This is a genomic window from Campylobacter sp. BCW_4319 (assembly GCF_001764435.1).
Classification (GTDB): Bacteria; Campylobacterota; Campylobacteria; order Campylobacterales; family Campylobacteraceae; genus Campylobacter_D; species Campylobacter_D jejuni.
The window spans coordinates 1-25,760 of sequence record NZ_MKAQ01000010.1 but is presented as its reverse complement, the minus strand read 5'-3'; the positions used below and the strand labels follow the sequence as shown (position 1 = coordinate 25,760).

The window sequence follows — 25,760 nt, the reverse complement described above, 5'->3', positions numbered from 1 at the left end:
TTTCATTCTTCTATTTCTTTGGTTATACGATTTCTTATATCTCTACGAACTATTTCCATACCCCACAGCCAAACAATATGGCCAAAAATTTCAGATAGGTGTTCATCAAAAGGAATTTCACAAAGTGGTGGAACTTCTGCAATTAAAGGCATTACAATAACATGGGCAAAAAGATAAACAAAAAATCCAAAAACTGCACCTTTCAGTAGGTAAGCCTAGTTGTTCTAGAAAAATTTTAGGTGGAGTAACACGTTCTAAAGCATCTGCTGGCCAAAAAACATTGGGATTTCTTGGAGGAAAAGGTACTTCCCAACCCCATTTAACAATAGCTCCGAAAATACCCGCTAATATACCTATAAAAAAGGCTAAAGTATAGCGCTTTTGAAAGTATTTTTTCATAATAACTCCTTTATGTTTTATACAAAATAAAATTTGAATTTATAATATTTTTATTTAAAACATATTGAAAATAGGAGTATAAAAATCTTATTTAAATTTTAAAATATTCTCTTAAACTTTCGCAAATTTCAAAAAAATTCACCCCATCTATGGTAGGATTTTCTTTAAAAAACTCATGCATTCCTAAAAAACCACTTTCAAGTTCTTTAGACTTTACACCATAACTTATACTAAGTCCTGCTTCTATATAAGCAGCAATTTTATCGCAGTATTTAAGCGCCTTACCATCTATAGCACCAAATTCATTTTCATTAAAAGAGCTTAAACTTCCGCTGCAAAGCTCGATTTTAGCATTTTTATAAGTGCGATTTTCAAACTCATTTTTTACAAAATTTGACTCACCGTTTCTACCTTCTCTAATGCCTAAAATATAAGAAAACTCAGCCCTTAAACCCTCAGGTACAAAGGGTAAAATTCTTTCATTAATAAGTTTCATTTCATAATCATTTATGATATCATGAAGTCCATCAATGCCGTATTTTACAGGGCTGATAATATCACGTGTTAAAGACTCTGGCAAATCATGAAACAAAGCACAATAAAAATTATTCTCAAGTCTTTTATCGCAAGCCTTGATTTTTAGTGAGTAAAAATATCCTAAAATCGCCACCACAAGCATATGTCCTAAAACAGCAGTTTCCGGTATGCGTGGAGTTTGAGCCCAACGCTTTTGAAAGCGAAGTCTTCCGCTAAGATCGATGATTTTGGCTATTTTTTGATTTAAAGCGATTTTTCTAGCTCCTATAAGTTCATAGTAATCTTCTAATTCTTCTTCAACTTTGTTTTTAATCTCATCAATATCATTTAAAAAAGCTGAGGTTTGATAAACTATGTTAAATTCCCATCTTGTAGCAAAATATGAAGCTGCTTTTAAGATAAGTCTTTCTTTAGCATAAGCATTACCGTTTAAATACGCTTCAAAACGCTTTAGAAATTCCCCATCTTCTATATCTTCTATCATAGGTTCGATTTTGCTTAAAACCCAAGCATTAACTTCAGCTTTTTTTTGACGCACGATTTCATGATACACATCAGGGCGTATATCGGTTACTACCACACGACTTAAAAACTCAAAAATTCCCCCTTCTATAATCACTCTCATATCCACATCTTTTTCCATTTTAGCGATAAAATATGCAATGATGAATTTATGAGCTTGTTTGTCAAGTTCAACCAAATTTGCCATTCTTGGATAATCATTCCAACGACTGATAGAAGCGGCTTTAAAAATGTGTTCTATGAGTTTTATGTTTATCATGCTTTTGCCTTTTTTGCAATTTAAATTTAAAAATTTTCGTTAAAATTGTGAAATTATAGCAAATTTAAGGATAAAAATGAGTAAAAAAGCACTTTGTATCATAAGTGGCGGTATGGATAGTACTTTGTGTGCTTATCTGGCCAAAAAAGAAGGTTATGAAATTATCGCTTTGCATTTTGACTATGAACAACGCACTCAAGAAAAAGAAAAAGAATGTTTTAAGCAAATTTGCAAGGCTTTAAAAGTAGAAAAATCTTATATTTTAGATGTGAGTTTTATCAAAGATATAGGGGGTAATGCCTTAACCGATAAAAGTATAGATATCCCTAAAAATGAGCTTTGCATAAGCGATGTCCCACCTATCACTTATGTGCCTTTTCGCAATGGAATTTTCTTAAGCATAGCAGGATCTTTGGCTGAAAAGGAAAATTGTGAGAGTATTTTTATAGGGGTGGTAGAAGAAGATGGCAGTGGTTATCCTGACTGTACTGATGAGTTTATACAAAAGGCACAAGAATTTATCAATGAAGGTACGAGTAAGAATTTCAAAGTTTGTATAAAAACTCCGCTTGTTAGACTAAACAAAGCTAAAATTGTAGAACTAGCCTTAAAAGAAAATGTACCTTTAGAACTTACTTGGTCTTGTTATGAGAGTGAAGATGAAGCTTGTGGGGAGTGCGATAGTTGTTTGCTTCGTTTAAGAGGTTTTGAAAAAGCAGGATTTAAAGATAAGATTAAATATAAGTCCTAGTTTTCACTAGGACTTAAAGCTTAGTTTAAAGTATAAAGCTTGTTTGCTCCATCTTGATAAGAAAGAATATTGATTTTTCCATCTTTAAAGAAAATGCTTCTAGCATTAGTGATAGAGCTTGGGAAAGCGATAGTTTTCACTACTTCTTCTTTGACTGGATCAATTACGGCAATCACATTGTGATTTTTGCTAAGTGCATAAATTTCCCCATCTTTAAAAGTCATAGAAGTTACATAAAGATCGCCTAAAGTTTTACCTTCTTTAAGATTTGCTTTTGGAGTAAATTCTCCTGAAAGAACACGATCTTTTAAAGAAACTTTAGAGATTACAAAAGTTTTAGCGTCTTTGTTGTTTGGAACAGTTGCAAGATAAAGATAATTTCCATCTGTAGTCATACTTGCTACATGGTTAAATTTTGCTCTTACGGTATCAAGTCTTCCGCGACCTAAACTTTCGCCTTGACCTTTAAATTTATCATTGCCTTTTACAAAGTCAGCGTATTGTTTAGCGATATCTTCTTCACTTGCATTAGGATTTTTTGCAAATCTTAAGAAAGATTTGTTTGAGCCCATAAGAATGAATTTATCGTTCATATAAGGTATGATACCGATGATTGGATCGATAGAAGCTGAAAAATAAGGATCAAGTTCAAAACCTTCTTTAACGCTAAAATTATTATCTAAGAAAGCTACATCCCATTTAGAACTTGCTACAAATTCGTTATTGATATAATCAAGAGTATTGATGGCTTTGTCAAAATTTATAGTTTGTTCATTTGTGATTTTAAGCTCATCATTGATTTTTGCAAATGGAGCATTGTTGATATCATTATCAAATTTTATGCCAAGTTTTTCACTTGCAGGTGCAAAAGCATAATCAGGAGCTTTAACATCGCGTTTTCCTAAGAAAGAAATATTTTGCCATAAACCATTCCAACCTTCTTTACTCCAAATGATGTATTTTGGATTTAAACTAAATCTTACAGGATCGCCTTGTCCTACATAAGGAGGAATACCTGTGCTAACAAAGGCTTGGAAAACATTTGATGCTACGATGATAGCACTGATTAAAACTGCTGCAAAGCTAAATTTAGTATATTTTCTAAACTTTTCTCCATTTAGTTCAGCTTCAAAAGCATTAAATTTAGGAGCAAAAGCAAAAATCACACCTAAGAGCAATACAACAGCCCAAAATACTACTTCAGCCCAAAAATAAGTATGGATACCAAAAACTGCTAAACCAAAACCTTGATCTAAATCTCTATGAGCGTGATTACCATAGTGAGCAAAAGATTGATAAAGCCCTACTGCTGTCATGATTAAAAGAGCAGCAAGGTATTTACCTTTCATACCATAACGAACAATGAAAAGCGCCATTACACCGATAAAGATCATTGCTTCTCTTTGTCCCCAGCAAAGCGTGCAAGGACTATCGCCCAACATATAACCAAATATCAAATTTGCAATACCTACAGGCAAGAGTATAATCAAAAAGCCTGCTAAACACATTAGTGTGTAGAAATTTTTTGTTTTATTGATTTCGTTCATTTAGCCCTTCCTTACAGATTCATTATTGTTAATAGTGCGCCTGTTTTGTGGCCAACATAGAAAAAAACCATTAAAAGCCAAGCTACCATTACCAAACCAAAAGCCAAATTTTCTTTTTCTGGTTTTTTGATAATCAGTATCAAGGCGATTAAAACTAATAAAAGTTCAAGAAACTCCATAGTATCTCCTTTGAAATAAAAACTGCTAATTTTACTTGAAAAACATAAATTAAAAATAAAATTTTTATTGAAATTTCACGTTAAGTTAAATTAACGTGAAAAAAGTTACTGAAAGCTACTTAATTTTTCGGAGAGTTTAGAGGCACCATTTAGAACATTTTGAGAGATATTATTGATTTCACATGATAAATCTTTAACAGAATTTGCAAGTTCGTTAACTTTATCTATATTTGTTCCTAAGATAAGCATTTTATCTTTTACTTCCATGCTTTTATCTTTCATGGTTTGGGTTGATTCTATAGAGCTTTCCAATTTATGCATAGAATTTACAAGTTCTTGTTGTAAATCATTGGTTTTTGAAGAGGTTTCTTTCATAGAATCATGGATAAGATCCATTAAGGCTTTGTTGTCATTGATTTGTTGGACTATAGTATTAACAGTAGCATTGATGTTTAAAAGAGATTTACTTGTTTTATCAGCAAGCTGTCCAACTTCATCGGCTACAACAGCAAATCCACGCCCATGTTCGCCTGCTCTTGCAGCTTCAATAGCTGCATTTAGGGCAAGTAAATTAGTTTGATCAGCTATGTCTTTAATGGAGTTTGTGATTTCTATAATATTATCCGCACTTTGGGTTAGATTGTCCATATTGGCTACTATATTTTGTTCTTTTTCATTGTTTTCATTTATTAAATTTACAAGTTCAGATAGAGTAAGTTCTACTTTATCCATTAGTATGTGCATATCTTGCATATTTTCTATACTTTCTTGTGCTAAATTTCCCGCAAGATTGATATGATCATCTAAAACATGAGTGATTTCTTTAACTCCTTGAATTTGTTCATGTTGCGAATTAGAGCTGTTTTCAAGCATCATAGAGTTGTTTTTGAGTTTTTGTGAATTTTGATGACTTGATTTAGCATTTTCTATGGCTTCTATGATTGAGTTTTGAACGGTGGAAATAAATGAATTAATATATTGAGCACTTTGTCCAAGCTCACTTTTTGGATCTATATTTAAACGAGAGTGTAGATTGGCTTCTTTGCTAGCTAAATTAGCGCTTAGTTTTTCTAAAGTATGAATTGGCATGATGACTTTTTTTAGTGTTAATAAAATAAAAAATACAAATAATACAAGAGTAATTCCAAATACTGCTAAAGCGATATAAAATTTAAATAAATTAGATTGTTCTATAGTATTTTGGGTAAAAGTGTTAAGTTGTTTTAACTCTTTCATGAGAGAATTATTCTCATAAATAGAAGAATTATCTTGCATAATAGAAATTTGCTTTACAATCATGTTATAGTGTTTTAAAAAAAGTTGTAAATTTTCACTTTTTGTATCATTTTTGATTTCTTTCATAAGATTGTTGAGTTGATTTAGTGTTGTTTTTTGTAAAATATTTTCAGTTGAAAGAACGCTTAACATAGAACTCATTGTTTTATAGTTGTTTTTATTTGTTTCATGGTTTTGTTCCAATTCTTCAAAATAATTTTTAGCTAGTTCAAATAAATAAAGTTTTGAATTTACTGCTATGGAATTTGCGGATTTAAAATAATTAAGCTGGATTAATTTGGCATTAAAAATTTCTTCTGCTTTGTTTATGTCAATCCCAAAAGTTTTAAGTTTTGTAAAGTTTTCTTGCATTTTTTTTATTGCTTGAACACTTGGATCGTAGTTGATAAAATTAAAACTATTTTGAAAAACAGAATTGATTTTTTCATCTGAAATTTCTAGTTGTTGAACTATGTTTATCAATTCTTTATTATCTTTAGATGAAGAATAGTTATTAAAAATAATACCTAATAAAACAAGAATGAAAGCTAAAACTAGTGTAGATAAAATAATAAATTTTATCAAAAATGAACTTTTTTTATTTGTCATGATATTCTCCTGTTAAGCTTTCTAAGAATGCAACTATATTGTCAACTGTTTCTTGATCTAAAAATTTTCCTAGTTGATAGTAAGCCATAAACTGAACACAAGCATCTAAAGTAGGTATAGATCCATCATGAAAATAAGGTGCGGTTTTGGCTATATTTCTAAGACTAGGAACTTTAAATACCATTTTATCAGCTTCTCTTTTTGTGATTTCATAGCGCCCTAAATCTTCTTGGTTTGGGTATTCTTCAAAAATACCGATTTTTTGAAACATATTCCCACCTATATTTTGACCTTGATGACAAGAGATGCAGCCATTAGCTTTAAAATCTTCGTAACCTTTTTTAGCTTGAGCTGAAATAGCATTTTGATCCCCGCTAAGATAGCGATCAAAAGGAGAATTTGGAGTGATCAAGGTTTTTTCAAATTCGGCGATTGCAAGAGCTATGTTTTCTACCGTAACTTCTCCATAAAGTTTTTTAAAAGTTTTTACATAATTTTCATTTGAATTAACTTTTTGTAAAAGAAGTTCAGGACTTAGCCCCATTTCTTTAGGATTGAAAAAAGGTACTGTAGCTTGTTCTGCTAAATCTTTAGCTCTACCATTCCAAAATTGCACAAAATTAAATACAGAATTAAAGGTTGTAGGAGTGTTAAAGGGTTTATCGAGTTGATTATCAACTCCTATTGAAAATTCAAGTCCATCAACGCCGTGTTGATCAAGCCTATGGCAAGTATTGCACGAAACTTTTCCATCTTTGGATAAACTTTTATCCATATAAAGACTTTTTCCAAGTTTAGCTTTTTCTTTATCATAAGAGATGGAATTTGGAATAGGGGTTATCATATCTACTGCAAAGACTATATTTGCATAAGATAAACATAAAATCATTATTATTTTTTTCATGGTAAATTTCTGCCTTAATTTAAGTTTTTAAAATGCCATTATAGTGTAATTTTAGTAAATTGTTTAATAATTGATATTTTTTATTTTATTGCAAAGTTCTCCTAAATTTTCTATGACGCAACGTACTTTATCTCCTGATTTTAAAAAAGTAGGTGGATTTAACCCCATACCTACTCCACTAGGAGTTCCCATAGATATAATACTTCCAGCTTTTAAAAGCATGCCTGCGCTAAGTTCTTCTAAGACATAAGCAATATCAAAAATAAACAATTGAGTGTTAGAGTTTTGGCGTAGTTCATCATTGACATAGCTTTGAAGTTGGAGTTTAGGAGGATAAGAAATTTCATCTACGCTTGTGATATAAGGTCCCATTATAGTGCTACCTTCAAGACTTTTTGCTCGGTAGAATTGTTTGTGGCGTTTTTGAAGTTCGCGAGCTGAAATTTCATTGATAATAGTATAGCCAAAGATATAATCTTTTGCATCTTTAGCTTTGATTTTATAAGCATCTTTACTTAAAATAAATGCAAGCTCACATTCATAATCAAGCTGAGAAGTTACATCTGCATGTAAAGGTATATCGCCAAAAGGTGGCGTAGCTTGATTGCAGCGTTTTCCAAAATATACAGGATATTCTCTCTCTTCAAATTTTTCACCCTTAAATTTGGCAGATTCTTTGGCATGATCTAAAAAATTAATCCCAAGACATATAATATCTTGGCGAGGTTCTATAATAGGGGCTAGATAATTTTCTTTTGGAATTTCATAGGCTATTTTAGAATCCAAGTCTGTAAGCTTGTGTTTAAATTTATCAAAATAGATAATAAATTCATTCATATCGTTAGTTTCAATGCCAAGATCAGTAAAACTTACAATTTTTCCACTAGAATTTAGTACTCCTAGATTGTGTTTTTGACCCTGTATAAAATTAACAAATTTCATTGGAAAATCTCGCTTTTTTATTTAATTATACTTAAAGTTTTAGCAAGAATTATTTTTTTGTTTTAAAATTTGGTAAAAAAGTGATTGATTGTAGCGTAGTGAAACATCATTTTATTTTATGGAATTGTTGAAAATTTCTTTTATGTTTATTTTTGAGTTGATATCAAAATTTTGATTTTTATATTGAAATTTCAAACGATAAGAATGCAAACACAAACGCAAGGCACCTGTAAGTTTTAAGCGTTCTTTAGGATTTAATTTTTCATCTAAAATACTTTCGATTTGTTGTTTGCTAAGCCCATAAAGTGGATCGCCTAAAATGGTATGATTTTTATAGTGTAAATGCACTCTTATTTGATGTTGTCTGCCTGTTAAGGGTTTACAAAGTAAAAGAGTAGCGTTGATTTTAGGAAAGTATTCTAAAATTTCAAATTCAGTGATAGCTTGTTTTCCTTCTTTGCAAATTTGCATTCTTGTTTTTACATCATCGTAGTTTTTAGTTAAATTTATAGCTTTATCAACTATAAAATTTTCTTCTATTTTTCCATGAGCTAGAGCAAGGTATTCTTTTTGAACTAGTTTTTTTTCAAACAAGCTTTTAAGATCAATTTGAGCTTTTTTATTTTTGGCTATAAGTATAAGTCCGCTCGTTTCTTTATCGAGCCTGTGTGCTACGCAAGCTTCTTTTCCCCAAAGATGCCAAATTTCATCACTAAGACTGTATTTGCAATGTCTACCATTTGGATGGCTTAAGATCCCACTTTCTTTTTCAAGTATGGCAAAGTCTTCATTTTCAAAGACAATTTCTACTCCTTTGGGATTGTTTTCATAGACTATAAGCTCTACTAAACCATTTAAAATTTTATTCTTTTCTTCTACTAAAATTCCATCACAAAAAAGTCTTTTTTTGTCTATGAGTTTTTGTGCTTCATTTATGCTAATTTTTAAATTTTCCATAAGGACTTGAAACGCCTTTTTTCCATTGTTTGAGAGTTTTATTTTTATGTAGGCCATTTAATAACTTTCTTAGGATAATTTGATATAATTTCTGTTTTTTAAAATATAAAATTATAGCTAAAAAGGTTTCAAAGATGGTTGAAAGATATAGCAGAGAAATCATGGCTAAAAAATGGGACATGCAAGCAAAATACGATGCGTGGTTAAAAGTAGAATTAGCCGCTGTAAAAGCTTGGAATAAACTCGGTCTCATTGATGACACAGACTGCGAAAAAATTCTTAAAAATGCAAAATTTGATATTGCAAGAATAGACGAAATAGAAAAAACCACAAAACATGATGTTATAGCTTTTCTTACAAGTGTAAGTGAAAGTTTGGGAGAAGAGAGTCGTTTTGTGCATTATGCAATGACAAGTTCTGATTGTATAGATACAGCTGTTGCTTTACAGATAAAAGAGAGTTTGGAGCTTATTTTAGAAGATGTTTCTTTGCTTTTAGAAGCGATCAAAAAGCGTGCTTTGGAGCATAAAAACACCTTAATGGTAGGAAGAAGTCATGGAATTCATGGAGAACCTATTACTTTTGGTTTGGTGTTAGCTATTTGGTATGATGAAATTTCGCATGCAAAAGAGCTTTTAGAACATGCAAAAGAAGTGATAAGCTATGGAAAAATCAGCGGTGCAATGGGAAATTTTGCTCATGCTCCTTTAGAATTTGAAGAAGAAGTTTGTAAAAATTTAGGTCTTAAGGCCGCTCCTGTTTCAAATCAAGTGATCCAAAGAGATCGTTATGCTCAGGTTATTTCTGCTATTGCGATTTTAGCTTCAAGTTGTGAGCAAATCGCTGTAGCCATAAGACATTTTCAAAGAACTGAAGTTTATGAGGCTGAGGAGTATTTTAGTGTAGGACAAAAAGGAAGTTCAGCTATGCCACATAAAAGAAATCCTGTTTTAAGTGAAAATATCACAGGACTTTGTCGTGTGCTTAGATCTTTTGTAACTCCAGCTTTGGAAAATGTTGCACTTTGGCATGAAAGAGATATATCTCATTCTAGTGTTGAAAGATTTATTTTGCCTGATGCTTTTATCACGGCTGATTTTATGCTTATGCGTCTTACAAATTTGATTGATAAGCTTTTGGTTTATCCTGAAAATATGATGAAAAATTTAAATCTTACAGGCGGGCTTGTATTTTCAGGGAGGGTGCTTTTAGAACTTCCATTTAAAGGCATTAGCCGTGAAGAAGCTTATAAAATAGTTCAAAGAAACGCTATGAAAGTTTGGGCAGATTTGCAAAATGGCAAGGCTGCTATCAATGAAAAAAATGAAAGTTTGTTTTTGTTAGCGCTTTTAAGCGATGAAGATTTAAGAAAAAGTTTGAGCGAAGAGGATGTAAGAAAATGTTTCGATTATAACTACTATACAAAAAATGTTGATGCAATTTTTAAAAGAACATTTAAATAAAAAGCAAGGAAGGCAATGAAAGTTATTAAAAGAAATGGTCGTACAGAAGAATTGGATGTTTCTAAGATCAAAAAATGCACCTCTGATGCTGTAAAAGATTTAGAAGGTGTGAATTTAAGCGAACTTGAACTTGATGCAAAGATTCAATTTCGTGATGGAATTTCAACTGAAGAGATTCAAAAAACTTTAATTAAAACTGCAGTAGATAAGATAGATATTGATTGTCCAAATTGGACCTTTGTTGCAGCTAGACTTTTTTTATTTGATTTATATAAAAAAGTTAATGGTATGAATCGCTATAATCATTTGCGTGAGTATTTTCAAAAGGGTGAAAAAGAAGGAAGAATTTTACTTGGTCTTAAAGAAAAATATGATTTAGATGATTTAAATGCTTATATTAAACCTGAACGCGATATGCAATTTACTTATCTTGGTATTAAAACTTTATATGATAGATACTTGATTAAAGATAGTAAAGGTATGCCTATAGAACTTCCTCAACAAATGTTTATGGCCATTGCGATGTTTTTAGCGCAGAATGAATTTAATCCTCAAGAATGGGCGAAGAAATTTTACGATCTTATTTCTAAATTTGAACTCATGCTTGCAACTCCGACTTTATCTAATGCAAGAACAACGCGCCATCAGCTTAGTTCTTGTTATATAGGATCAACCCCTGATAATATTGAAGGTATTTTTGATTCTTACCAAGAAATGGCTTTGCTTTCTAAATTTGGTGGCGGTATAGGTTGGGATTGGTCTAAAGTGCGTGCTATGGGTGGAAGCATAGATGGGCATAAAAATGCCGCAGGAGGGATTATACCTTTCTTGAAAATTACTAATGATATTGCCGTGGCAGTAGATCAGCTAGGAACCAGAAAAGGAGCTATAGCTGTTTATATAGAACCTTGGCACATGGATATAAGTGATTTTATTGATTTGCGTAAAAATTCAGGTGAAGAAAGACGCCGTGCTCATGAACTTTTCCCTGCTTTATGGATCAATGATCTTTTTATGAAGAGAGTAAGAGCTAATGATAAATGGACTCTTTTTGATCCTGCAGATACAGCAGATTTATGTGATTTATATGGCGAGGCTTTTGAAAAACGCTATGAAGAATATGAAAAAGATGAAAGCATTACCAAAGAAATCGTAGAAGCTAAAGAGCTTTGGAAGAAAATTTTGCTAAATTATTTTGAAACAGGCTTGCCATTTTTATGTTTTAAGGATAGTGCTAATAGAGCAAATCCAAATGCTCATGTAGGAATTATTAGAAGTTCAAATTTATGTACTGAAATTTTTCAAAATACCGAGCCAAATTATTATCAAATTAAAGTAGTTTTTGAAAATGGAGATGAACTTCATTTTGATGAAGAACAAAAAGTTGCGATCGATGGGGGATATGAAAAACCAGCCAAAAAAATCTCAACTTTAGATAGTATTGATGGTAATAAAGTTTATATAGTAGAAAAATATAAAAATGATGGAAAAACAGCCGTTTGTAATCTAGCAAGTATAAATCTTAGCAAAGTATATACTAAAGAAGATATAGAGCGTGTTGTGCCAACGGCTATTCGTATGCTTGATAATGTGATAGATTTAAATTTTTATCCTCATAGAAAAGTAAAAGATACAAATTTAAAATCTCGCGCCATAGGTCTTGGAGTCATGGGTGAGGCACAAATGCTTGCTGAAGCTAAGATTTATTGGGGAAGCGATGAGCATTTAAATAAAATCGATGAGATTATGGAACAAATTAGCTTTGAGGCTATTAATGCGAGTTCAAATTTAGCTCTTGAAAAAGGTTCTTATGAGGATTTTGAAGGATCAAATTGGAGCAAGGGGATTTTTCCTATTGATGTAGCAAGTCCTAAGGCTAAAGCTTTAACTTTAAGAGAGGGCTTATTTGATCAAAGTGAATGCGACTGGGTTAAACTTAGAGAAAAAGTTAAAAAAGATGGTATGAGAAATGGTTATTTGATGGCCATTGCACCTACTTCTTCTATTTCTATTTTGGTGGGTACTACGCAGACTATAGAACCTGTTTACAAAAGAAAGTGGTTTGAACAAAATTTAAGTGGTATGATACCTGTTGTTGTGCCAAATTTAAGCCTTGATACTTGGCAATACTATACTCCAGCCTACGAACTTGATCAAAAAATTCTTGTAAAGGCTGCTGCTGTGCGTGGTAAATGGATCGATCAAGGGCAGAGTTTAAATATCTTTTTATCGCTTGATAAAGCAAGTGGGGGATATTTAAATGAAATTTATCAACTCGCTTGGGAGCTTGGAGTAAAATCTACTTATTATCTAAGAAGCGAAAGCCCTGATAGTGAAAAAGTCAATGTTGCAGATCGTAGCATAGAATGTGAAGGTTGCCAATAAATACTAAAACCCAATGAAAAATATTGGGTTTTAAGAGATTAAGAATTGTAAATTTCTTTATCTAGGGCTTTTAGATTTTTTGCAGTACAAAGTGCCGAAGTCATAGCTCCTGAGACATTACTTGCTGTTCTTGCCATATCTATAATAGGATCTATAGCTAAAATCAAACTTAGCATGACAAAATTATTACCAAATCCAATCCCTGCTAGCATAATAGAAGCTGCCATAGTTGCACTTCCAGGTACTCCAGCTATACCCAAGGATCCAATAACAGCTACCAAAACTATCATTAAAGCAAATGTAAAATCAATATGTGTATGTGTAGCAAAAGCTACAAAAACTGCCGCTAAAGCTGGAAAATATCCCGCACAACCATTAAGTCCTGTTGTTGTACCTATAGATGCTACAAAATTAGCTATAGCTGAATTAACTCCAAATTTATTTTGCAAAGTTGAAGTAGTCATAGGCAAAGTGCCCAAAGAAGATCTTGAGCTAAATGCAAATAACCATACAGGAAATGCTTTTTTTGCATATTTTATAGGGTTTAGCCCTTGTGAAGCAAGAAGTAAAAAATGCACCCCGAACATTATTAACATAGCTATATAAATAAGCATTATAAAAAGTCCAGCTGTTTTGATAGCTTCAAAACCATTGCTTAAAAGCACATTAGCCATCATACAAACTACAGCATAAGGCATAAATCTAATAACTGTAGCAGTCATGTTCATCATAATATTATAAAAGGTTAGGATAAAATTATGAAAACTTTTAAAGGCTTGTTCATACTCTTCTTTTTTAGAAATTTTTTTAGCACTAATTCCTATAAAAAAAGAAAAAATAACAATAGCTATAATATTTTCTTTATTAATAGCTGCAATGATGTTGCTAGGTATTAGCCCTAGTATAATATTTGAAAAAGTTTGAATTTCGCGAATTTGTTTATTTCCTTCATATATAGCAAAATTACTTCCTAAATCAAAACTATAACCTAAAAATATACCCAAGGTTGCAGCTATGGCTGTGCTAAAGAGTATCCAAAAAAGACTTATTCCAAGCAAGGAGGATATTTTGATATTTTTATCAATTTCTATAATTACTTTTATAATGCAAATGCTTACAAGAGGAACAACCAGCATTTTTATAAAAGCTACAAAAACAGAACTTACAAATGCAAACCAATGTTTTGTTTCGCTATACCAAAGAATATTACTTGCTTCTTTAGCATCTGGAAAATTTGCCAAATATTGCAAAGCAAAACCAAACCCCAAACCCATTAAAAGCGCAAATAGCATGCGAAGAGAAAAATTGATTTTTATATCCCGCATTTTTTTTAATGCGTAAAAAACAACACAAAGCATAGCAAGAGTAGTTATAGTATGAGCTTGTGAAAGCATTAGAAAATCTTGAAAAAATTGTTTATCCATAAAAAGTCCTTATAAGAAACTATAATCAAGCACAAGGTATATGAAAATATACTTGCGTAAAGCTTGATTTTATAAATGGTAGCATAACAATATTTTAAATAAGATAAAATTAGTATGATTTATTCTATATCTTTATGTAAGCAATGTTCAAATATAAATTTGTGTTCTTGTGGCAAGGCTTCAAATAAAGCATTTGCTAAATTTCTAATCTCCCAAAGAGCTGATTTTGAACTACGCAAAGAAATGAAATTCTGCAAACTTCTTGCATTAATCGTTAGTGTAAGTTCAGTTTTATAGCTTTCTGGTAAGCAGTATTTGGCTATATCTAGACTAATGCTTTTTTGTAAAATAGTGCGTAAATTTTCTAAGGCTTTAATGCTTGCGTTATCAACCTCTTCATTGCCACAAAGCACAAGATAACGGCTTGCATTTTCAAAATCTCCTATTTTAAATTCAGCTTCATTGCGAAGTTCTTTTAAGGTATAACGCGTGCTTTTTACACTAGGACTAGTGTGACGGTGTCTTGCAACTTCTTGTAAGCAAGCTCTTGAAATTCCTTGTATATAAAAAGTATAGTTTAGATGTTCTAAGGTTGAAGCGTGTTTGAATTTGTTGCCTACGCGATCGATAAGTTCTTTATCTTTTTCGCCACCGCAATCGCCTTTTTCAAAGCTTTGCCAACAAGTTCTTGTTGCATGAGAACAAACAGATAATGGAGTGTGAAAAAGTAAAGTGATTTGCATGCTTATTCCTTTTTTGATAAAAATATTTTTTGTAATTCTTGCATTTTTTACTTAAAATTCTAATGAAATAAAAAGTTTTATCAAGCTATAATTAGATAAAAAAATAAGGCTTATTATCAATGAAACAAACAAAATATATTTTTGTAACAGGTGGAGTTTTAAGTTCTTTGGGTAAAGGGATAGCCGCTGCTTCTATCGCAACACTTTTAAAAAATTCAGGGCTTAAAGTGAGTATTTTAAAAGCTGATCCTTATATCAATGTTGATCCAGGCACTATGAGTCCTTTTGAGCATGGAGAGGTTTTTGTAACTGATGATGGAGCAGAAACGGATCTTGATTTGGGGCATTATGAGCGTTTTTTGGATGAGAGTTTATCTCAAGATAATAACTTCACTACAGGACGGGTTTATCAAAGTGTGATTGAAAAAGAAAGGCGTGGAGAATATCTTGGCAAAACCATTCAAGTTATCCCTCATATAGTAGGAGAAATCAAAGATCGCATTAAAAAAGCAGGAGAAGGCAAAGATATACTTATTGTTGAAATAGGCGGAACTGTTGGGGATATAGAAGGCTTGCCTTTTTTAGAAGCTATTCGTGCTTTGCGTTTGGAAGTGGGTAAAAATAATGCTATGAATATTCATCTTACTCTAGTACCTTTTATTAAGGCTGCAGGGGAATTAAAAACAAAGCCAACTCAACATAGTGTAGGCGAGTTAAGACGCATAGGTATTAGTCCTGATATGATTATTTGTCGTAGTGAAAAAGCTCTTGATAGAGATTTAAAAGATAAAATTGCTATTTCTTGTGGGGTGGAAAAAAATTGCGTGATAGAAAGTGTTGATGCGGCTAGTATTTATCAAATTCCACTTAATTTTTTAAAGCAAGATATTTTAAGTCCTATTGCTGAAATTTTGGATTTGAAAAATTTAAAACCTAATATGGAAAATTGGGACTCTTTGGTAAAAAGAGTTATAGCTCCAAGCAATGAAGTTAAAATCGCTTTTGTAGGCAAATATGTGGATTTAAAAGAAAGCTATAAAAGCCTTACTGAAGCTATTATACATGCAGGTGCAGCCCTAGATACTAAAGTGGAGTTAAAATGGGTAGATAGTGAAAAACTTGAAAATATGGAAAGTTCTGAAGTATTTAAAGATGTGAGTGGAATTTTGGTTGCTGGGGGATTTGGATATCGTGGTGTAGAAGGTAAGATAAAAGCCATTCAATACGCAAGAGAAAATAAAATTCCTTTTTTAGGAATTTGTTTAGGTATGCAGCTTGCTTTGGTGGAATTTGCTAGAAATGTATTAAAACTTAAAGATGTAAATTCAAGTGAATTTAATGAAAAATGCCAAAATCCTGTGGTTTATTTGATTGATGAATTTATGGATACAAATGGAGAAAAACAAATTCGTACTGCAAAAACTCCTTTAGGTGGAACTATGCGTTTAGGGGCTTATAAATGTGATATCAAGGAAAAATCCCTTTTGGCTAAGGTTTATAATGAAGTAAAGAGTGTAAAAGAACGCCATCGTCATCGCTATGAAGCAAATCCAAAATATAGAGCAGATTTTGAAAAACACGGTTTGATTGTAAGTGGTGAAAGCAAAGGATTGATTGAAGCAGTTGAGCTTAACTGTCATCCTTTTTTCTTGGCTGTGCAGTTTCATCCAGAATTTACATCAAGACTTGAGCATGTTAATCCTGTGATTTGCAGTTTTATCAAGGCAGCTATAAACTATGAAGATAATTAATAAAAATGAAATTAAAAAAATTTTGGCTTCACGCTTTGAAAAAGATTTGCATACCAAACTTTGTGATCTGCCTTTGCCATGCTGTTTAAAGGATGCATATAAAGCAGCTAATCGCATCAAAGAAGCTGTAGAAAAAAATGAGAAAGTCGCCATAGTAGGAGATTATGATGTTGATGGAATCATTTCTTGTGTTATTATGGCAGAATTTTTCGATGATATAGGTTTTGATTATATTATAAGAATTCCAAATCGTTTTAAAGATGGATATGGATTAAATGCTGAGATCATCAACGAACTTGATGTAAATTTAATAATAACAGTAGATAATGGAATAGCTGCTCTTGAAGCAGCCAAACTCTGTAAAGAAAAAAATATAGATTTGATTATCACTGATCATCATATGCCTCAAGATGTTTTACCTGATGCTTTTGCCATTATCAATCCAAAGCAAAAAGATTGTGATTTTCCAGAAATTGAAATTTGTGGAGCTCAAGTCGCATGGTATTTGATAGCGGCTTTAAAAGAGGTGTGCAAGCTTAAATATGACATGTGTAAATTTTTAGAACTTTTGGCGATTGCAATTGTTGCAGATATGATGGAACTTAGAGATTTAAATCGTGCTTTAGTAAGGCGTGGCATAGATCATATTAACAAATCTAAAAGGGCTGCTTTTAGGGCTATTAAGCATTATTATCAAAAGGATAAATTTGCTCTTGATAATATAGGATTTTTAATTGCTCCGCTTATAAATAGTGCTGGAAGAATGGATGATGCAAGTATTTCTTATGAATTTTTACACACTAAAGATTTTAATAAAGCTTTAGAATATCTAGAGCAAATTGTTAGTTTTAATGAAAGTCGTAAAGATGAAGAAAAACAGCTTTTTGAAGATAGTTTAAATCAAATCGATGAAAACGATTCTTGTATTGTGGTATCGGGTTTAAATTGGCATGAAGGTGTTTTAGGGATTGTGGCAAGTCGTTTAGCTAAACATTTTAATAAACCTGCTTTTGTATTTTCTCAAAATGAAGAACACCTAAAAGGCAGCGCAAGAAGTGTTGGCAAGATTGATATTTTAGCTTTAATTTCTAAGACAAATTCTATATTAAGCAATTATGGTGGTCATAAAGGTGCTGCTGGAATCAGTTTAAACTCTGAAAATTTTGAACAATTTAAAAATAAAATCAAAAAAGAATGTTCGCAAATTTCTGAAAGTGAATTTTTGGATACAGATGAAATTTTAGGAATCTTAGAACCTAGCGAAATTGATTTTGAAATGCTTGAAATTTTAGAATCTTTTGAACCTTTTGGACATAAAAATCCACGACCTTTTTTTGTTTTAGAAAATCTTTGTGTAAAAAATAAAAAACTTCTAGGTAAAGATGAAAAACACTTAAAGCTTGTTTTAACTAAGGAAAATAAAACCATAGAAGCTTTATTTTTTAATTTTGATAAAGAGCCAGAATTGAATCAAAATATTTCTTTGCTTGGAAGTATTTCTAAGAATGAATTTAGGGGAATGGTAACTCCACAATTTGTTATTAAAGAAATTTTATAAAATTTATAAAATTTTTATTTATTATTTATTAATATTATATAAGTTTCATTAATGAAACGAATTTTAACAAAATAAGGGGAGAATTGTGAAAAAGTTACTATTGTGTGTATTAGTATTTTTATCTATAGGAGCATGTATGGCAGAAGCTAAACCAAAGATTGCTATTTTAGCAACAGGTGGAACGATAGCAGGTTCTATTGATAGTGCTGTTGCCACAACAGGTTATACGGCTGGAGTTGTTGGCGTAGATGTTTTAATCAAAGCGGTTCCACAAATTCAAGATTTAGCTAATATTAGTGGGGAACAAATAGCAAATATCGATAGTTCAAATATGCGTGATGAAATTTGGCTAAAGCTCGCTAAAGAAATCAATAAGCTTTTTGCCGAAGGGGTGGATGGTGTGGTTATAACTCATGGTACTGACACCATGGAAGAAACTGCTTATTTTTTAAATTTAACCATTAAAAGTGATAAGCCTGTAGTTTTAGTTGGCGCTATGCGTCCATCAACTGCTATAAGTGCAGATGGACCAAAAAATCTTTACAATGCTGTAGCATTAGCTGCTGATAAAGAGTCTAAGGGCAAGGGTGTTATGGTAGCTATGAATGATAAAATTTTAAGTGCTAGAGGTGTGGTAAAAACCCATAGTTTAAATGTTGATGCTTTCTCTTCTCCTGATTTTGGGGATTTGGGTTATATAGTAGATGGTAAAGTCTTTTTCTATAATAATGTTATTAAAGCTCATACAAAAAACGCTCCTTTTGATGTAAGCAAACTCACAAGTTTACCAAAAGTAGATATTCTTTATAGCTATTCAAATGATGGTAGTGGTGTCGCTGCAAAAGCTTTATTTGAACATGGAACTAAGGGCATAGTTGTTGCAGGAAGTGGTGCAGGAAGTATACATGAAGATCAAAAAAATGTTTTAAAAGAGCTTATGAAAAAAGGACTTAATGTTGTTGTAAGTTCAAGGGTTGTAGCAGGTCGTGTTGCTGTGAGTGATTCAGATGAAAAATTAGGTTTTATTAGTGCTGAAGATTTGAATCCTCAAAAAGCAAGAGTTTTACTTATGTTAGCGCTTACAAAAACAAGTGATCCTAAAAAAATTCAAGAGTATTTTTTAAAATATTAAATTTTTTAAATATTTCTAAACTTAGGGAAATTATCTTCCCTAAGTCAAGCCTTTTAATCCTAATAATAGTATATTATATCTTGCATTTTTTATTATCATTAAAATATAGCCCCCATTTTTCAACCCACCAAATACTTATATAAATACTTACACAAATATTTATACTATTTAATCCTTTATTTAATCCCCTTTTAAGTTTAATTGGTTATACTTTCATTTCCTTTTTTGAAAAAAAGGACTTAAAATCTTTTAAATTATAAAGTTTCACTAGCTTAGTAGATTTTATAAATTAACTCTTTTGGTTTTTATTTTATAAACTAAAAGCTTTTTTATAAATCTTGTTTTTTAATTTAAAAACTTTTCTTTTAAAAATGATTTTTTGTTTTGTTCTTTTAAATTAGTATTGTTATTCAAATCTTATTAGTCAATCTTTGAAATCTAAATAAGTGATCGATTGAGCCAGATAAAGATTTAGGCATAAGCAATTATGTAAAATCTATTCAATCTAATAATTAAAAAGATTAAAAGCTTTTCTTTTAATCTTTCATAACTTTTTCTTTGAAGAAAAAGATTAAACTATCTATAATTTTTATGGAGAGTTTGATCCTGGCTCAGAGTGAACGCTGGCGGCGTGCCTAATACATGCAAGTCGAACGATGAAGCTTTTAGCTTGCTAGAAGTGGATTAGTGGCGCACGGGTGAGTAAGGTATAGTTAATCTGCCCTACACAAGAGGACAACAGTTGGAAACGACTGCTAATACTCTATACTCCTGCTTAACACAAGTTGAGTAGGGAAAGTTTTTCGGTGTAGGATGAGACTATATAGTATCAGCTAGTTGGTAAGGTAATGGCTTACCAAGGCTATGACGCTTAACTGGTCTGAGAGGATGATCAGTCACACTGGAACTGAGACACGGTCCAGACTCCTACGGGAGGCAGCAGTAGGGAATATTGCGCAATGGGGGAAACCCTGACGCAGCAACGCCGCGTGGAGGATGACACTTTTCGGAGCGTAAACTCCTTTTCTTAGGGAAGAATTCTGACGGTACCTAAGGAATAAGCACCGGCTAACTCCGTGCCAGCAGCCGCGGTAATACGGAGGGTGCAAGCGTTACTCGGAATCACTGGGCGTAAAGGGCGCGTAGGCGGATTATCAAGTCTCTTGTGAAATCTAATGGCTTAACCATTAAACTGCTTGGGAAACTGATAGTCTAGAGTGAGGGAGAGGTAGATGGAATTGGTGGTGTAGGGGTAAAATCCGTAGATATCACCAAGAATACCCATTGCGAAGGCGATCTGCTGGAACTCAACTGACGCTAAGGCGCGAAAGCGTGGGGAGCAAACAGGATTAGATACCCTGGTAGTCCACGCCCTAAACGATGTACACTAGTTGTTGGGATGCTAGTCATCTCAGTAATGCAGCTAACGCATTAAGTGTACCGCCTGGGGAGTACGGTCGCAAGATTAAAACTCAAAGGAATAGACGGGGACCCGCACAAGCGGTGGAGCATGTGGTTTAATTCGAAGATACGCGAAGAACCTTACCTGGGCTTGATATCCTAAGAACCTTATAGAGATATGAGGGTGCTAGCTTGCTAGAACTTAGAGACAGGTGCTGCACGGCTGTCGTCAGCTCGTGTCGTGAGATGTTGGGTTAAGTCCCGCAACGAGCGCAACCCACGTATTTAGTTGCTAACGGTTCGGCCGAGCACTCTAAATAGACTGCCTTCGTAAGGAGGAGGAAGGTGTGGACGACGTCAAGTCATCATGGCCCTTATGCCCAGGGCGACACACGTGCTACAATGGCATATACAATGAGACGCAATACCGCGAGGTGGAGCAAATCTATAAAATATGTCCCAGTTCGGATTGTTCTCTGCAACTCGAGAGCATGAAGCCGGAATCGCTAGTAATCGTAGATCAGCCATGCTACGGTGAATACGTTCCCGGGTCTTGTACTCACCGCCCGTCACACCATGGGAGTTGATTTCACTCGAAGCCGGAATACTAAACTAGTTACCGTCCACAGTGGAATCAGCGACTGGGGTGAAGTCGTAACAAGGTAACCGTAGGAGAACCTGCGGTTGGATCACCTCCTTTCTAGAGTACAAAGTAATAAGTCTCACAACTATTACTTCAATATATAAACTCAATTGATTCTTGTTTAGATTTCAAAGATTGATGATAAAGCTAATTGTTTATGGGGAATTAGCTCAGCTGGGAGAGCGCCTGCTTTGCACGCAGGAGGTCAGCGGTTCGATCCCGCTATTCTCCACCATTTATTAAGGGCCTATAGCTCAGCTGGTTAGAGTGCACCCCTGATAAGGGTGAGGTCACAAGTTCAAGTCTTGTTAGGCCCACCATAAAAAAGATTTGAATAAAGAAGCTTTAAAATCTAAAGCAAGTATATAAAGTAGATTAAATATATAAACTCTAAATACTTAGATTTATTTTTATCTTTAGCTATAAAAGAATATACTTTAGATAGATATAAATAACATATACATTATGTATTTATATTTATAATGATTATATTAATATATATACTTCCTTTAGGTTTTAAACCTAATGTTCTTTTTAATTATCATTGTTAAGAGTCACAAGCAAGTTTTAATAAAAACAATTTTACAGGACTTGTTAAAGGATAAAACCTATTTATCTTTTCTTTAGTTATTACTACTAAAGACAAGTTTCAAACTCACAGCTTAGTTGAGACTAAATCATTTAGTTTTATATTAAGTGTTTGAATGCTTTCCGTCTTAAGATAAAGAAGTCTTATCATAAAAACTTTAACAAGGAAGTGATGCGTTTTAGAATCAATAATAAAAGGTAAAAAAGGTAAGCTACTAAGAGCGAATGGTGGATGCCTTGACTGGTAAAGGCGATGAAGGACGTACTAGACTGCGATAAGCTACGGGGAGCTGTCAAGAAGCTTTGATCCGTAGATTTCCGAATGGGGCAACCCAATGTATAGAGATATACATTACCTATATAGGAGCGAACGAGGGGAATTGAAACATCTTAGTACCCTCAGGAAAAGAAATCAATAGAGATTGCGTCAGTAGCGGCGAGCGAAAGCGCAAGAGGGCAAACCCAGTGCTTGCACTGGGGGTTGTAGGACTGCAATGTGCAAGAGCTGAGTTTAGCAGAACATTCTGGAAAGTATAGCCATAGAGGGTGATAGTCCCGTATGCGAAAAACAAAGCTTAGCTAGCAGTATCCTGAGTAGGGCGGGACACGAGGAATCCTGTCTGAATCCGGGTCGACCACGATCCAACCCTAAATACTAATACCAGATCGATAGTGCACAAGTACCGTGAGGGAAAGGTGAAAAGAACTGAGGTGATCAGAGTGAAATAGAACCTGAAACCATTTGCTTACAATCATTCAGAGCACTATGTAGCAATACAGTGTGATGGACTGCCTTTTGCATAATGAGCCTGCGAGTTGTGGTGTCTGGCAAGGTTAAGCAAACGCGAAGCCGTAGCGAAAGCGAGTCTGAATAGGGCGCTTAGTCAGATGCTGCAGACCCGAAACGAAGTGATCTATCCATGAGCAAGTTGAAGCTAGTGTAAGAACTAGTGGAGGACTGAACCCATAGGCGTTGAAAAGCCCCGGGATGACTTGTGGATAGGGGTGAAAGGCCAATCAAACTTCGTGATAGCTGGTTCTCTCCGAAATATATTTAGGTATAGCGTTGTGTCGTAATATAAGGGGGTAGAGCACTGAATGGGCTAGGGCATACACCAATGTACCAAACCCTATCAAACTCCGAATACCTTATATGTAATCACAGCAGTCAGGCGGCGAGTGATAAAATCCGTCGTCAAGAGGGAAACAACCCAGACTACCAGCTAAGGTCCCTAAATCTTACTTAAGTGGAAAACGATGTGAAGTTACTTAAACAACCAGGAGGTTGGCTTAGAAGCAGCCATCCTTTAAAGAAAGCGTAATAGCTCACTGGTCTAGTGATTTTGCGCGGAAAATATAACGGGGCTAAAGTAAGTACCGAAGCTGTAGACTTGCGCACAACTTAGATTATTTAAGTTTAGAATATGAGAAACTAAGTTATATTTTTACTGATTTTTATAGAGTAAAGATAGAAATAAAACTTAGTAAAATCAGTAAAAATATTCTTAGGCTAAAGTTAAGTAGTTTAAGTTGTGTGCAAGTGGTAGGAGAGCGTTCTATTTGCGTCGAAGGTATACCGGTAAGGAGTGCTGGAGCGAATAGAAGTGAGCATGCAGGCATGAGTAGCGATAATTAATGTGAGAATCATTAACGCCGTAAACCCAAGGTTTCCTACGCGATGCTCGTCATCGTAGGGTTAGTCGGGTCCTAAGTCGAGTCCGAAAGGGGTAGACGATGGCAAATTGGTTAATATTCCAATACCAACATTAGTGTGCGATGGAAGGACGCTTAGGGCTAAGGGGGCTAGCGGATGGAAGTGCTAGTCTAAGGTCGTAGGAGGTTATACAGGCAAATCCGTATAACAATACTCCGAGAACTGAAAGGCTTTTTGAAGTCTTCGGATGGATAGAAGAACCCCTGATGCCGTCGAGCCAAGAAAAGTTTCTAAGTTTAGCTAATGTTGCCCGTACCGTAAACCGACACAGGTGGGTGGGATGAGTATTCTAAGGCGCGTGGAAGAACTCTCTTTAAGGAACTCTGCAAAATAGCACCGTATCTTCGGTATAAGGTGTGGTTAGCTTCGTACTAGGATTTACTCCGAAAGCGAAGAAACTTACAACAAAGAGTCCCTCCCGACTGTTTACCAAAAACACAGCACTCTGCTAACTCGTAAGAGGATGTATAGGGTGTGACGCCTGCCCGGTGCTCGAAGGTTAATTGATGGGGTTAGCATTAGCGAAGCTCTTGATCGAAGCCCGAGTAAACGGCGGCCGTAACTATAACGGTCCTAAGGTAGCGAAATTCCTTGTCGGTTAAATACCGACCTGCATGAATGGCGTAACGAGATGGGAGCTGTCTCAAAGAGGGATCCAGTGAAATTGTAGTGGAGGTGAAAATTCCTCCTACCCGCGGCAAGACGGAAAGACCCCGTGGACCTTTACTACAGCTTGACACTGCTATTTGGATAAGAATGTGCAGGATAGGTGGGAGGCTTTGAGTATATGACGCCAGTTGTATAGGAGCCATTGTTGAGATACCACTCTTTCTTATTTGGGTAGCTAACCAGCTTGAGTTATCCTCAAGTGGGACAATGTCTGGTGGGTAGTTTGACTGGGGCGGTCGCCTCCCAAATAATAACGGAGGCTTACAAAGGTTGGCTCAGAACGGTTGGAAATCGTTCATAGAGTATAAAGGTATAAGCCAGCTTAACTGCAAGACATACAAGTCAAGCAGAGACGAAAGTCGGTCTTAGTGATCCGGTGGTTCTGTGTGGAAGGGCCATCGCTCAAAGGATAAAAGGTACCCCGGGGATAACAGGCTGATCTCCCCCAAGAGCTCACATCGACGGGGAGGTTTGGCACCTCGATGTCGGCTCATCGCATCCTGGGGCTGGAGCAGGTCCCAAGGGTATGGCTGTTCGCCATTTAAAGCGGTACGCGAGCTGGGTTCAGAACGTCGTGAGACAGTTCGGTCCCTATCTGCCGTGGGCGTAAGAAGATTGAAGAGATTTGACCCTAGTACGAGAGGACCGGGTTGAACAAACCACTGGTGTAGCTGTTGTTCTGCCAAGAGCATCGCAGCGTAGCTAAGTTTGGAAAGGATAAACGCTGAAAGCATCTAAGCGTGAAGCCAACTCTAAGATGAATCTTCTCTAAGCTCTCTAGAAGACTACTAGTTTGATAGGCTGGGTGTGTAATGGATGAAAGTCCTTTAGCTGACCAGTACTAATAGAGCGTTTGGCTTATCTTTAATAAAGCATCACTTCCTTGTTAAGGTTTTTAAGAAAGCTTTGAATATAGATAATATTTAGAGTTTAATAGAAATCTTTCAAGTAGAGTTTGTATTAGAACTTGCTCTTAACATTGTTTTTTAAGTATTCTATATAAAAACTTATCAAAGATAAAAGATAAGAAAAAAATAAAGAAAAACAAAAGAAGAAAGAGAATAAAGAAAAAAGTAAAGAAATAAAAAGATTAAGCTTTATTCTTAAATTCAATCTTTCAAAGAATATTTAAATAACAATGTCCGTGATTATACAGATGTGGAAACGCCTTGCTCCATCCCGAACCAAGAAGCTAAGCACATCGTGGGTGATGATACTACGCCTTACTGGCAGGGGGAAAGTAGCTCATTGCGGACTTGTTAAATGTCTTCATTACTTACTTTATATATATAAATCCTATGTTTATTTTTATTGTTGTTTTAGATGGTGCTTAGAATCGTGTTTAAAAAAAGAGTTTGTTACTGGTTAGGGTTTTTAGAGAGAATAGGGTGTTTTTAGGGGTTTGGAA

15 protein-coding genes, 2 tRNA genes, 3 rRNA genes and 1 pseudogene are annotated in these 25,760 nt (G+C 34.1%); 11 read left to right on the top strand and 10 right to left on the bottom strand.

What is annotated here, in order from left to right:
* Positions 1–2: 2 nt before the first annotated feature.
* Positions 3–399: pseudogene (locus AJN56_RS03665) on the bottom strand (DUF1440 domain-containing protein).
* 91 nt (positions 400–490) lie between these two features.
* Positions 491–1,717: an HD domain-containing protein gene (locus AJN56_RS03660; protein WP_002853125.1), complete on the bottom strand. Its 1,227-nt coding sequence runs from the start codon at positions 1,715–1,717 to the stop codon at positions 491–493.
* Positions 1,718–1,793: 76 nt separating this feature from the next.
* Between AJN56_RS03660 and queC the strand changes: the two genes are divergently transcribed.
* On the top strand, positions 1,794–2,468 hold the full coding sequence (gene queC, locus AJN56_RS03655; protein WP_002859730.1) for a 7-cyano-7-deazaguanine synthase QueC: 675 nt from the start codon (positions 1,794–1,796) through the stop codon (positions 2,466–2,468).
* 20 nt (positions 2,469–2,488) lie between these two features.
* On the opposite strand, the gene dsbI is transcribed toward queC, so the two are convergent.
* From dsbI to AJN56_RS03625, 6 genes are all read right to left on the bottom strand, one after another.
* On the bottom strand, positions 2,489–4,015 hold the full coding sequence (gene dsbI, locus AJN56_RS03650; RefSeq protein WP_002787430.1) for a disulfide bond formation protein DsbI: 1,527 nt from the start codon (positions 4,013–4,015) through the stop codon (positions 2,489–2,491).
* A gap of 11 nt (positions 4,016–4,026) precedes the next feature.
* The gene (gene dba, locus AJN56_RS03645; protein WP_002779270.1) at positions 4,027–4,194 is read right to left on the bottom strand and encodes a disulfide bond formation protein Dba; all 168 of its coding nucleotides are present in this window, start codon (positions 4,192–4,194) and stop codon (positions 4,027–4,029) included.
* A 105-nt stretch (positions 4,195–4,299) separates the two neighbouring features.
* The gene (locus AJN56_RS03640) at positions 4,300–6,078 is read right to left on the bottom strand and encodes a methyl-accepting chemotaxis protein (protein WP_002865311.1); all 1,779 of its coding nucleotides are present in this window, start codon (positions 6,076–6,078) and stop codon (positions 4,300–4,302) included.
* The gene (locus AJN56_RS03635) at positions 6,068–6,982 is read right to left on the bottom strand and encodes a cytochrome-c peroxidase (protein ID WP_002865312.1); all 915 of its coding nucleotides are present in this window, start codon (positions 6,980–6,982) and stop codon (positions 6,068–6,070) included. Before AJN56_RS03635 ends, AJN56_RS03640 begins: the two co-directional genes overlap by 11 nt.
* A 63-nt stretch (positions 6,983–7,045) precedes the next feature.
* Positions 7,046–7,924, bottom strand: a complete 879-nt coding sequence (locus AJN56_RS03630; RefSeq protein WP_052804621.1) for a fumarylacetoacetate hydrolase family protein — start codon at positions 7,922–7,924, stop codon at positions 7,046–7,048.
* A 111-nt stretch (positions 7,925–8,035) separates the two neighbouring features.
* Entirely contained in the window at positions 8,036–8,938 is a 903-nt protein-coding gene (locus AJN56_RS03625; protein ID WP_010891825.1) for an RluA family pseudouridine synthase, read from the bottom strand.
* 77 nt (positions 8,939–9,015) lie between these two features.
* Here AJN56_RS03625 and purB point away from each other — a divergent pair, with 77 nt between their 5' ends.
* Together purB and AJN56_RS03615 are read left to right on the top strand one after the other, a co-directional pair.
* The gene (gene purB, locus AJN56_RS03620) at positions 9,016–10,344 is read left to right on the top strand and encodes an adenylosuccinate lyase (RefSeq protein WP_002865088.1); all 1,329 of its coding nucleotides are present in this window, start codon (positions 9,016–9,018) and stop codon (positions 10,342–10,344) included.
* Positions 10,345–10,359: 15 nt separating this feature from the next.
* Positions 10,360–12,729 (top strand): ribonucleoside-diphosphate reductase subunit alpha, encoded by a 2,370-nt coding sequence (locus AJN56_RS03615; protein ID WP_002868981.1) that lies wholly within the window; start codon positions 10,360–10,362, stop codon positions 12,727–12,729.
* Between the two features lie 38 nt (positions 12,730–12,767).
* Here the strand turns inward: AJN56_RS03615 and AJN56_RS03610 are convergent, their stop codons facing one another.
* Complete coding sequence (locus AJN56_RS03610) at positions 12,768–14,153, bottom strand: cation:dicarboxylate symporter family transporter (protein ID WP_002868980.1); 1,386 nt, start codon at positions 14,151–14,153, stop codon at positions 12,768–12,770.
* 119 nt (positions 14,154–14,272) lie between these two features.
* On the bottom strand, positions 14,273–14,896 hold the full coding sequence (gene thyX, locus AJN56_RS03605) for an FAD-dependent thymidylate synthase (RefSeq protein ID WP_002853111.1): 624 nt from the start codon (positions 14,894–14,896) through the stop codon (positions 14,273–14,275).
* Between the two features lie 119 nt (positions 14,897–15,015).
* On the opposite strand from thyX, the gene AJN56_RS03600 reads away from it, so the two are divergent.
* The 8 genes from AJN56_RS03600 to rrf all read left to right on the top strand — a co-directional run bounded on the left by AJN56_RS03600 (position 15,016) and on the right by rrf (position 25,609).
* The gene (locus tag AJN56_RS03600; protein WP_032586424.1) at positions 15,016–16,647 is read left to right on the top strand and encodes a CTP synthase; all 1,632 of its coding nucleotides are present in this window, start codon (positions 15,016–15,018) and stop codon (positions 16,645–16,647) included.
* Positions 16,634–18,205, top strand: coding sequence for a single-stranded-DNA-specific exonuclease RecJ (gene recJ, locus AJN56_RS03595; RefSeq protein ID WP_002868979.1), 1,572 nt, complete (start codon positions 16,634–16,636; stop codon positions 18,203–18,205). Before AJN56_RS03600 ends, recJ begins: the two co-directional genes overlap by 14 nt.
* A gap of 100 nt (positions 18,206–18,305) precedes the next feature.
* Positions 18,306–19,337 (top strand): type II asparaginase, encoded by a 1,032-nt coding sequence (locus AJN56_RS03590; RefSeq protein ID WP_215425522.1) that lies wholly within the window; start codon positions 18,306–18,308, stop codon positions 19,335–19,337.
* Positions 19,338–19,925: 588 nt separating this feature from the next.
* A 16S ribosomal RNA gene (locus tag AJN56_RS03585) occupies positions 19,926–21,438 on the top strand.
* A 102-nt stretch (positions 21,439–21,540) separates the two neighbouring features.
* A tRNA-Ala gene (locus AJN56_RS03580) sits at positions 21,541–21,616 on the top strand.
* Between the two features lie 8 nt (positions 21,617–21,624).
* Positions 21,625–21,701, top strand: a tRNA-Ile gene (locus AJN56_RS03575).
* Positions 21,702–22,174: 473 nt separating this feature from the next.
* Positions 22,175–25,218: ribosomal RNA gene (locus tag AJN56_RS03570) — 23S ribosomal RNA — on the top strand.
* Positions 25,219–25,492: 274 nt separating this feature from the next.
* Positions 25,493–25,609, top strand: a 5S ribosomal RNA gene (gene rrf / locus AJN56_RS03565).
* Together the 16S, 23S and 5S rRNA genes with 2 tRNA genes alongside form the textbook arrangement of a ribosomal RNA operon.
* The last annotated feature ends 151 nt before the right edge of the window (positions 25,610–25,760 follow it).

Bases quoted from the DNA above. Each gene is read 5' to 3' on its own strand.
- dsbI (WP_002787430.1), bottom strand. From the start codon at position 4,015: ATGAACGAAATCAATAAAACAAAAAATTTCTACACACTAATGTGTTTA.
- AJN56_RS03610 (WP_002868980.1), bottom strand. From the start codon at position 14,153: ATGGATAAACAATTTTTTCAAGATTTTCTAATGCTTTCACAAGCTCAT.
- queC (WP_002859730.1), top strand. From the start codon at position 1,794: ATGAGTAAAAAAGCACTTTGTATCATAAGTGGCGGTATGGATAGTACT.
- purB (WP_002865088.1), top strand. From the start codon at position 9,016: ATGGTTGAAAGATATAGCAGAGAAATCATGGCTAAAAAATGGGACATG.
- AJN56_RS03625 (WP_010891825.1), bottom strand. From the start codon at position 8,938: ATGGCCTACATAAAAATAAAACTCTCAAACAATGGAAAAAAGGCGTTT.
- AJN56_RS03615 (WP_002868981.1), top strand. From the start codon at position 10,360: ATGAAAGTTATTAAAAGAAATGGTCGTACAGAAGAATTGGATGTTTCT.
- AJN56_RS03600 (WP_032586424.1), top strand. From the start codon at position 15,016: ATGAAACAAACAAAATATATTTTTGTAACAGGTGGAGTTTTAAGTTCT.
- thyX (WP_002853111.1), bottom strand. From the start codon at position 14,896: ATGCAAATCACTTTACTTTTTCACACTCCATTATCTGTTTGTTCTCAT.
- dba (WP_002779270.1), bottom strand. From the start codon at position 4,194: ATGGAGTTTCTTGAACTTTTATTAGTTTTAATCGCCTTGATACTGATT.
- AJN56_RS03630 (WP_052804621.1), bottom strand. From the start codon at position 7,924: ATGAAATTTGTTAATTTTATACAGGGTCAAAAACACAATCTAGGAGTA.
- AJN56_RS03640 (WP_002865311.1), bottom strand. From the start codon at position 6,078: ATGACAAATAAAAAAAGTTCATTTTTGATAAAATTTATTATTTTATCT.
- recJ (WP_002868979.1), top strand. From the start codon at position 16,634: ATGAAGATAATTAATAAAAATGAAATTAAAAAAATTTTGGCTTCACGC.
- AJN56_RS03635 (WP_002865312.1), bottom strand. From the start codon at position 6,982: ATGAAAAAAATAATAATGATTTTATGTTTATCTTATGCAAATATAGTC.
- AJN56_RS03660 (WP_002853125.1), bottom strand. From the start codon at position 1,717: ATGATAAACATAAAACTCATAGAACACATTTTTAAAGCCGCTTCTATC.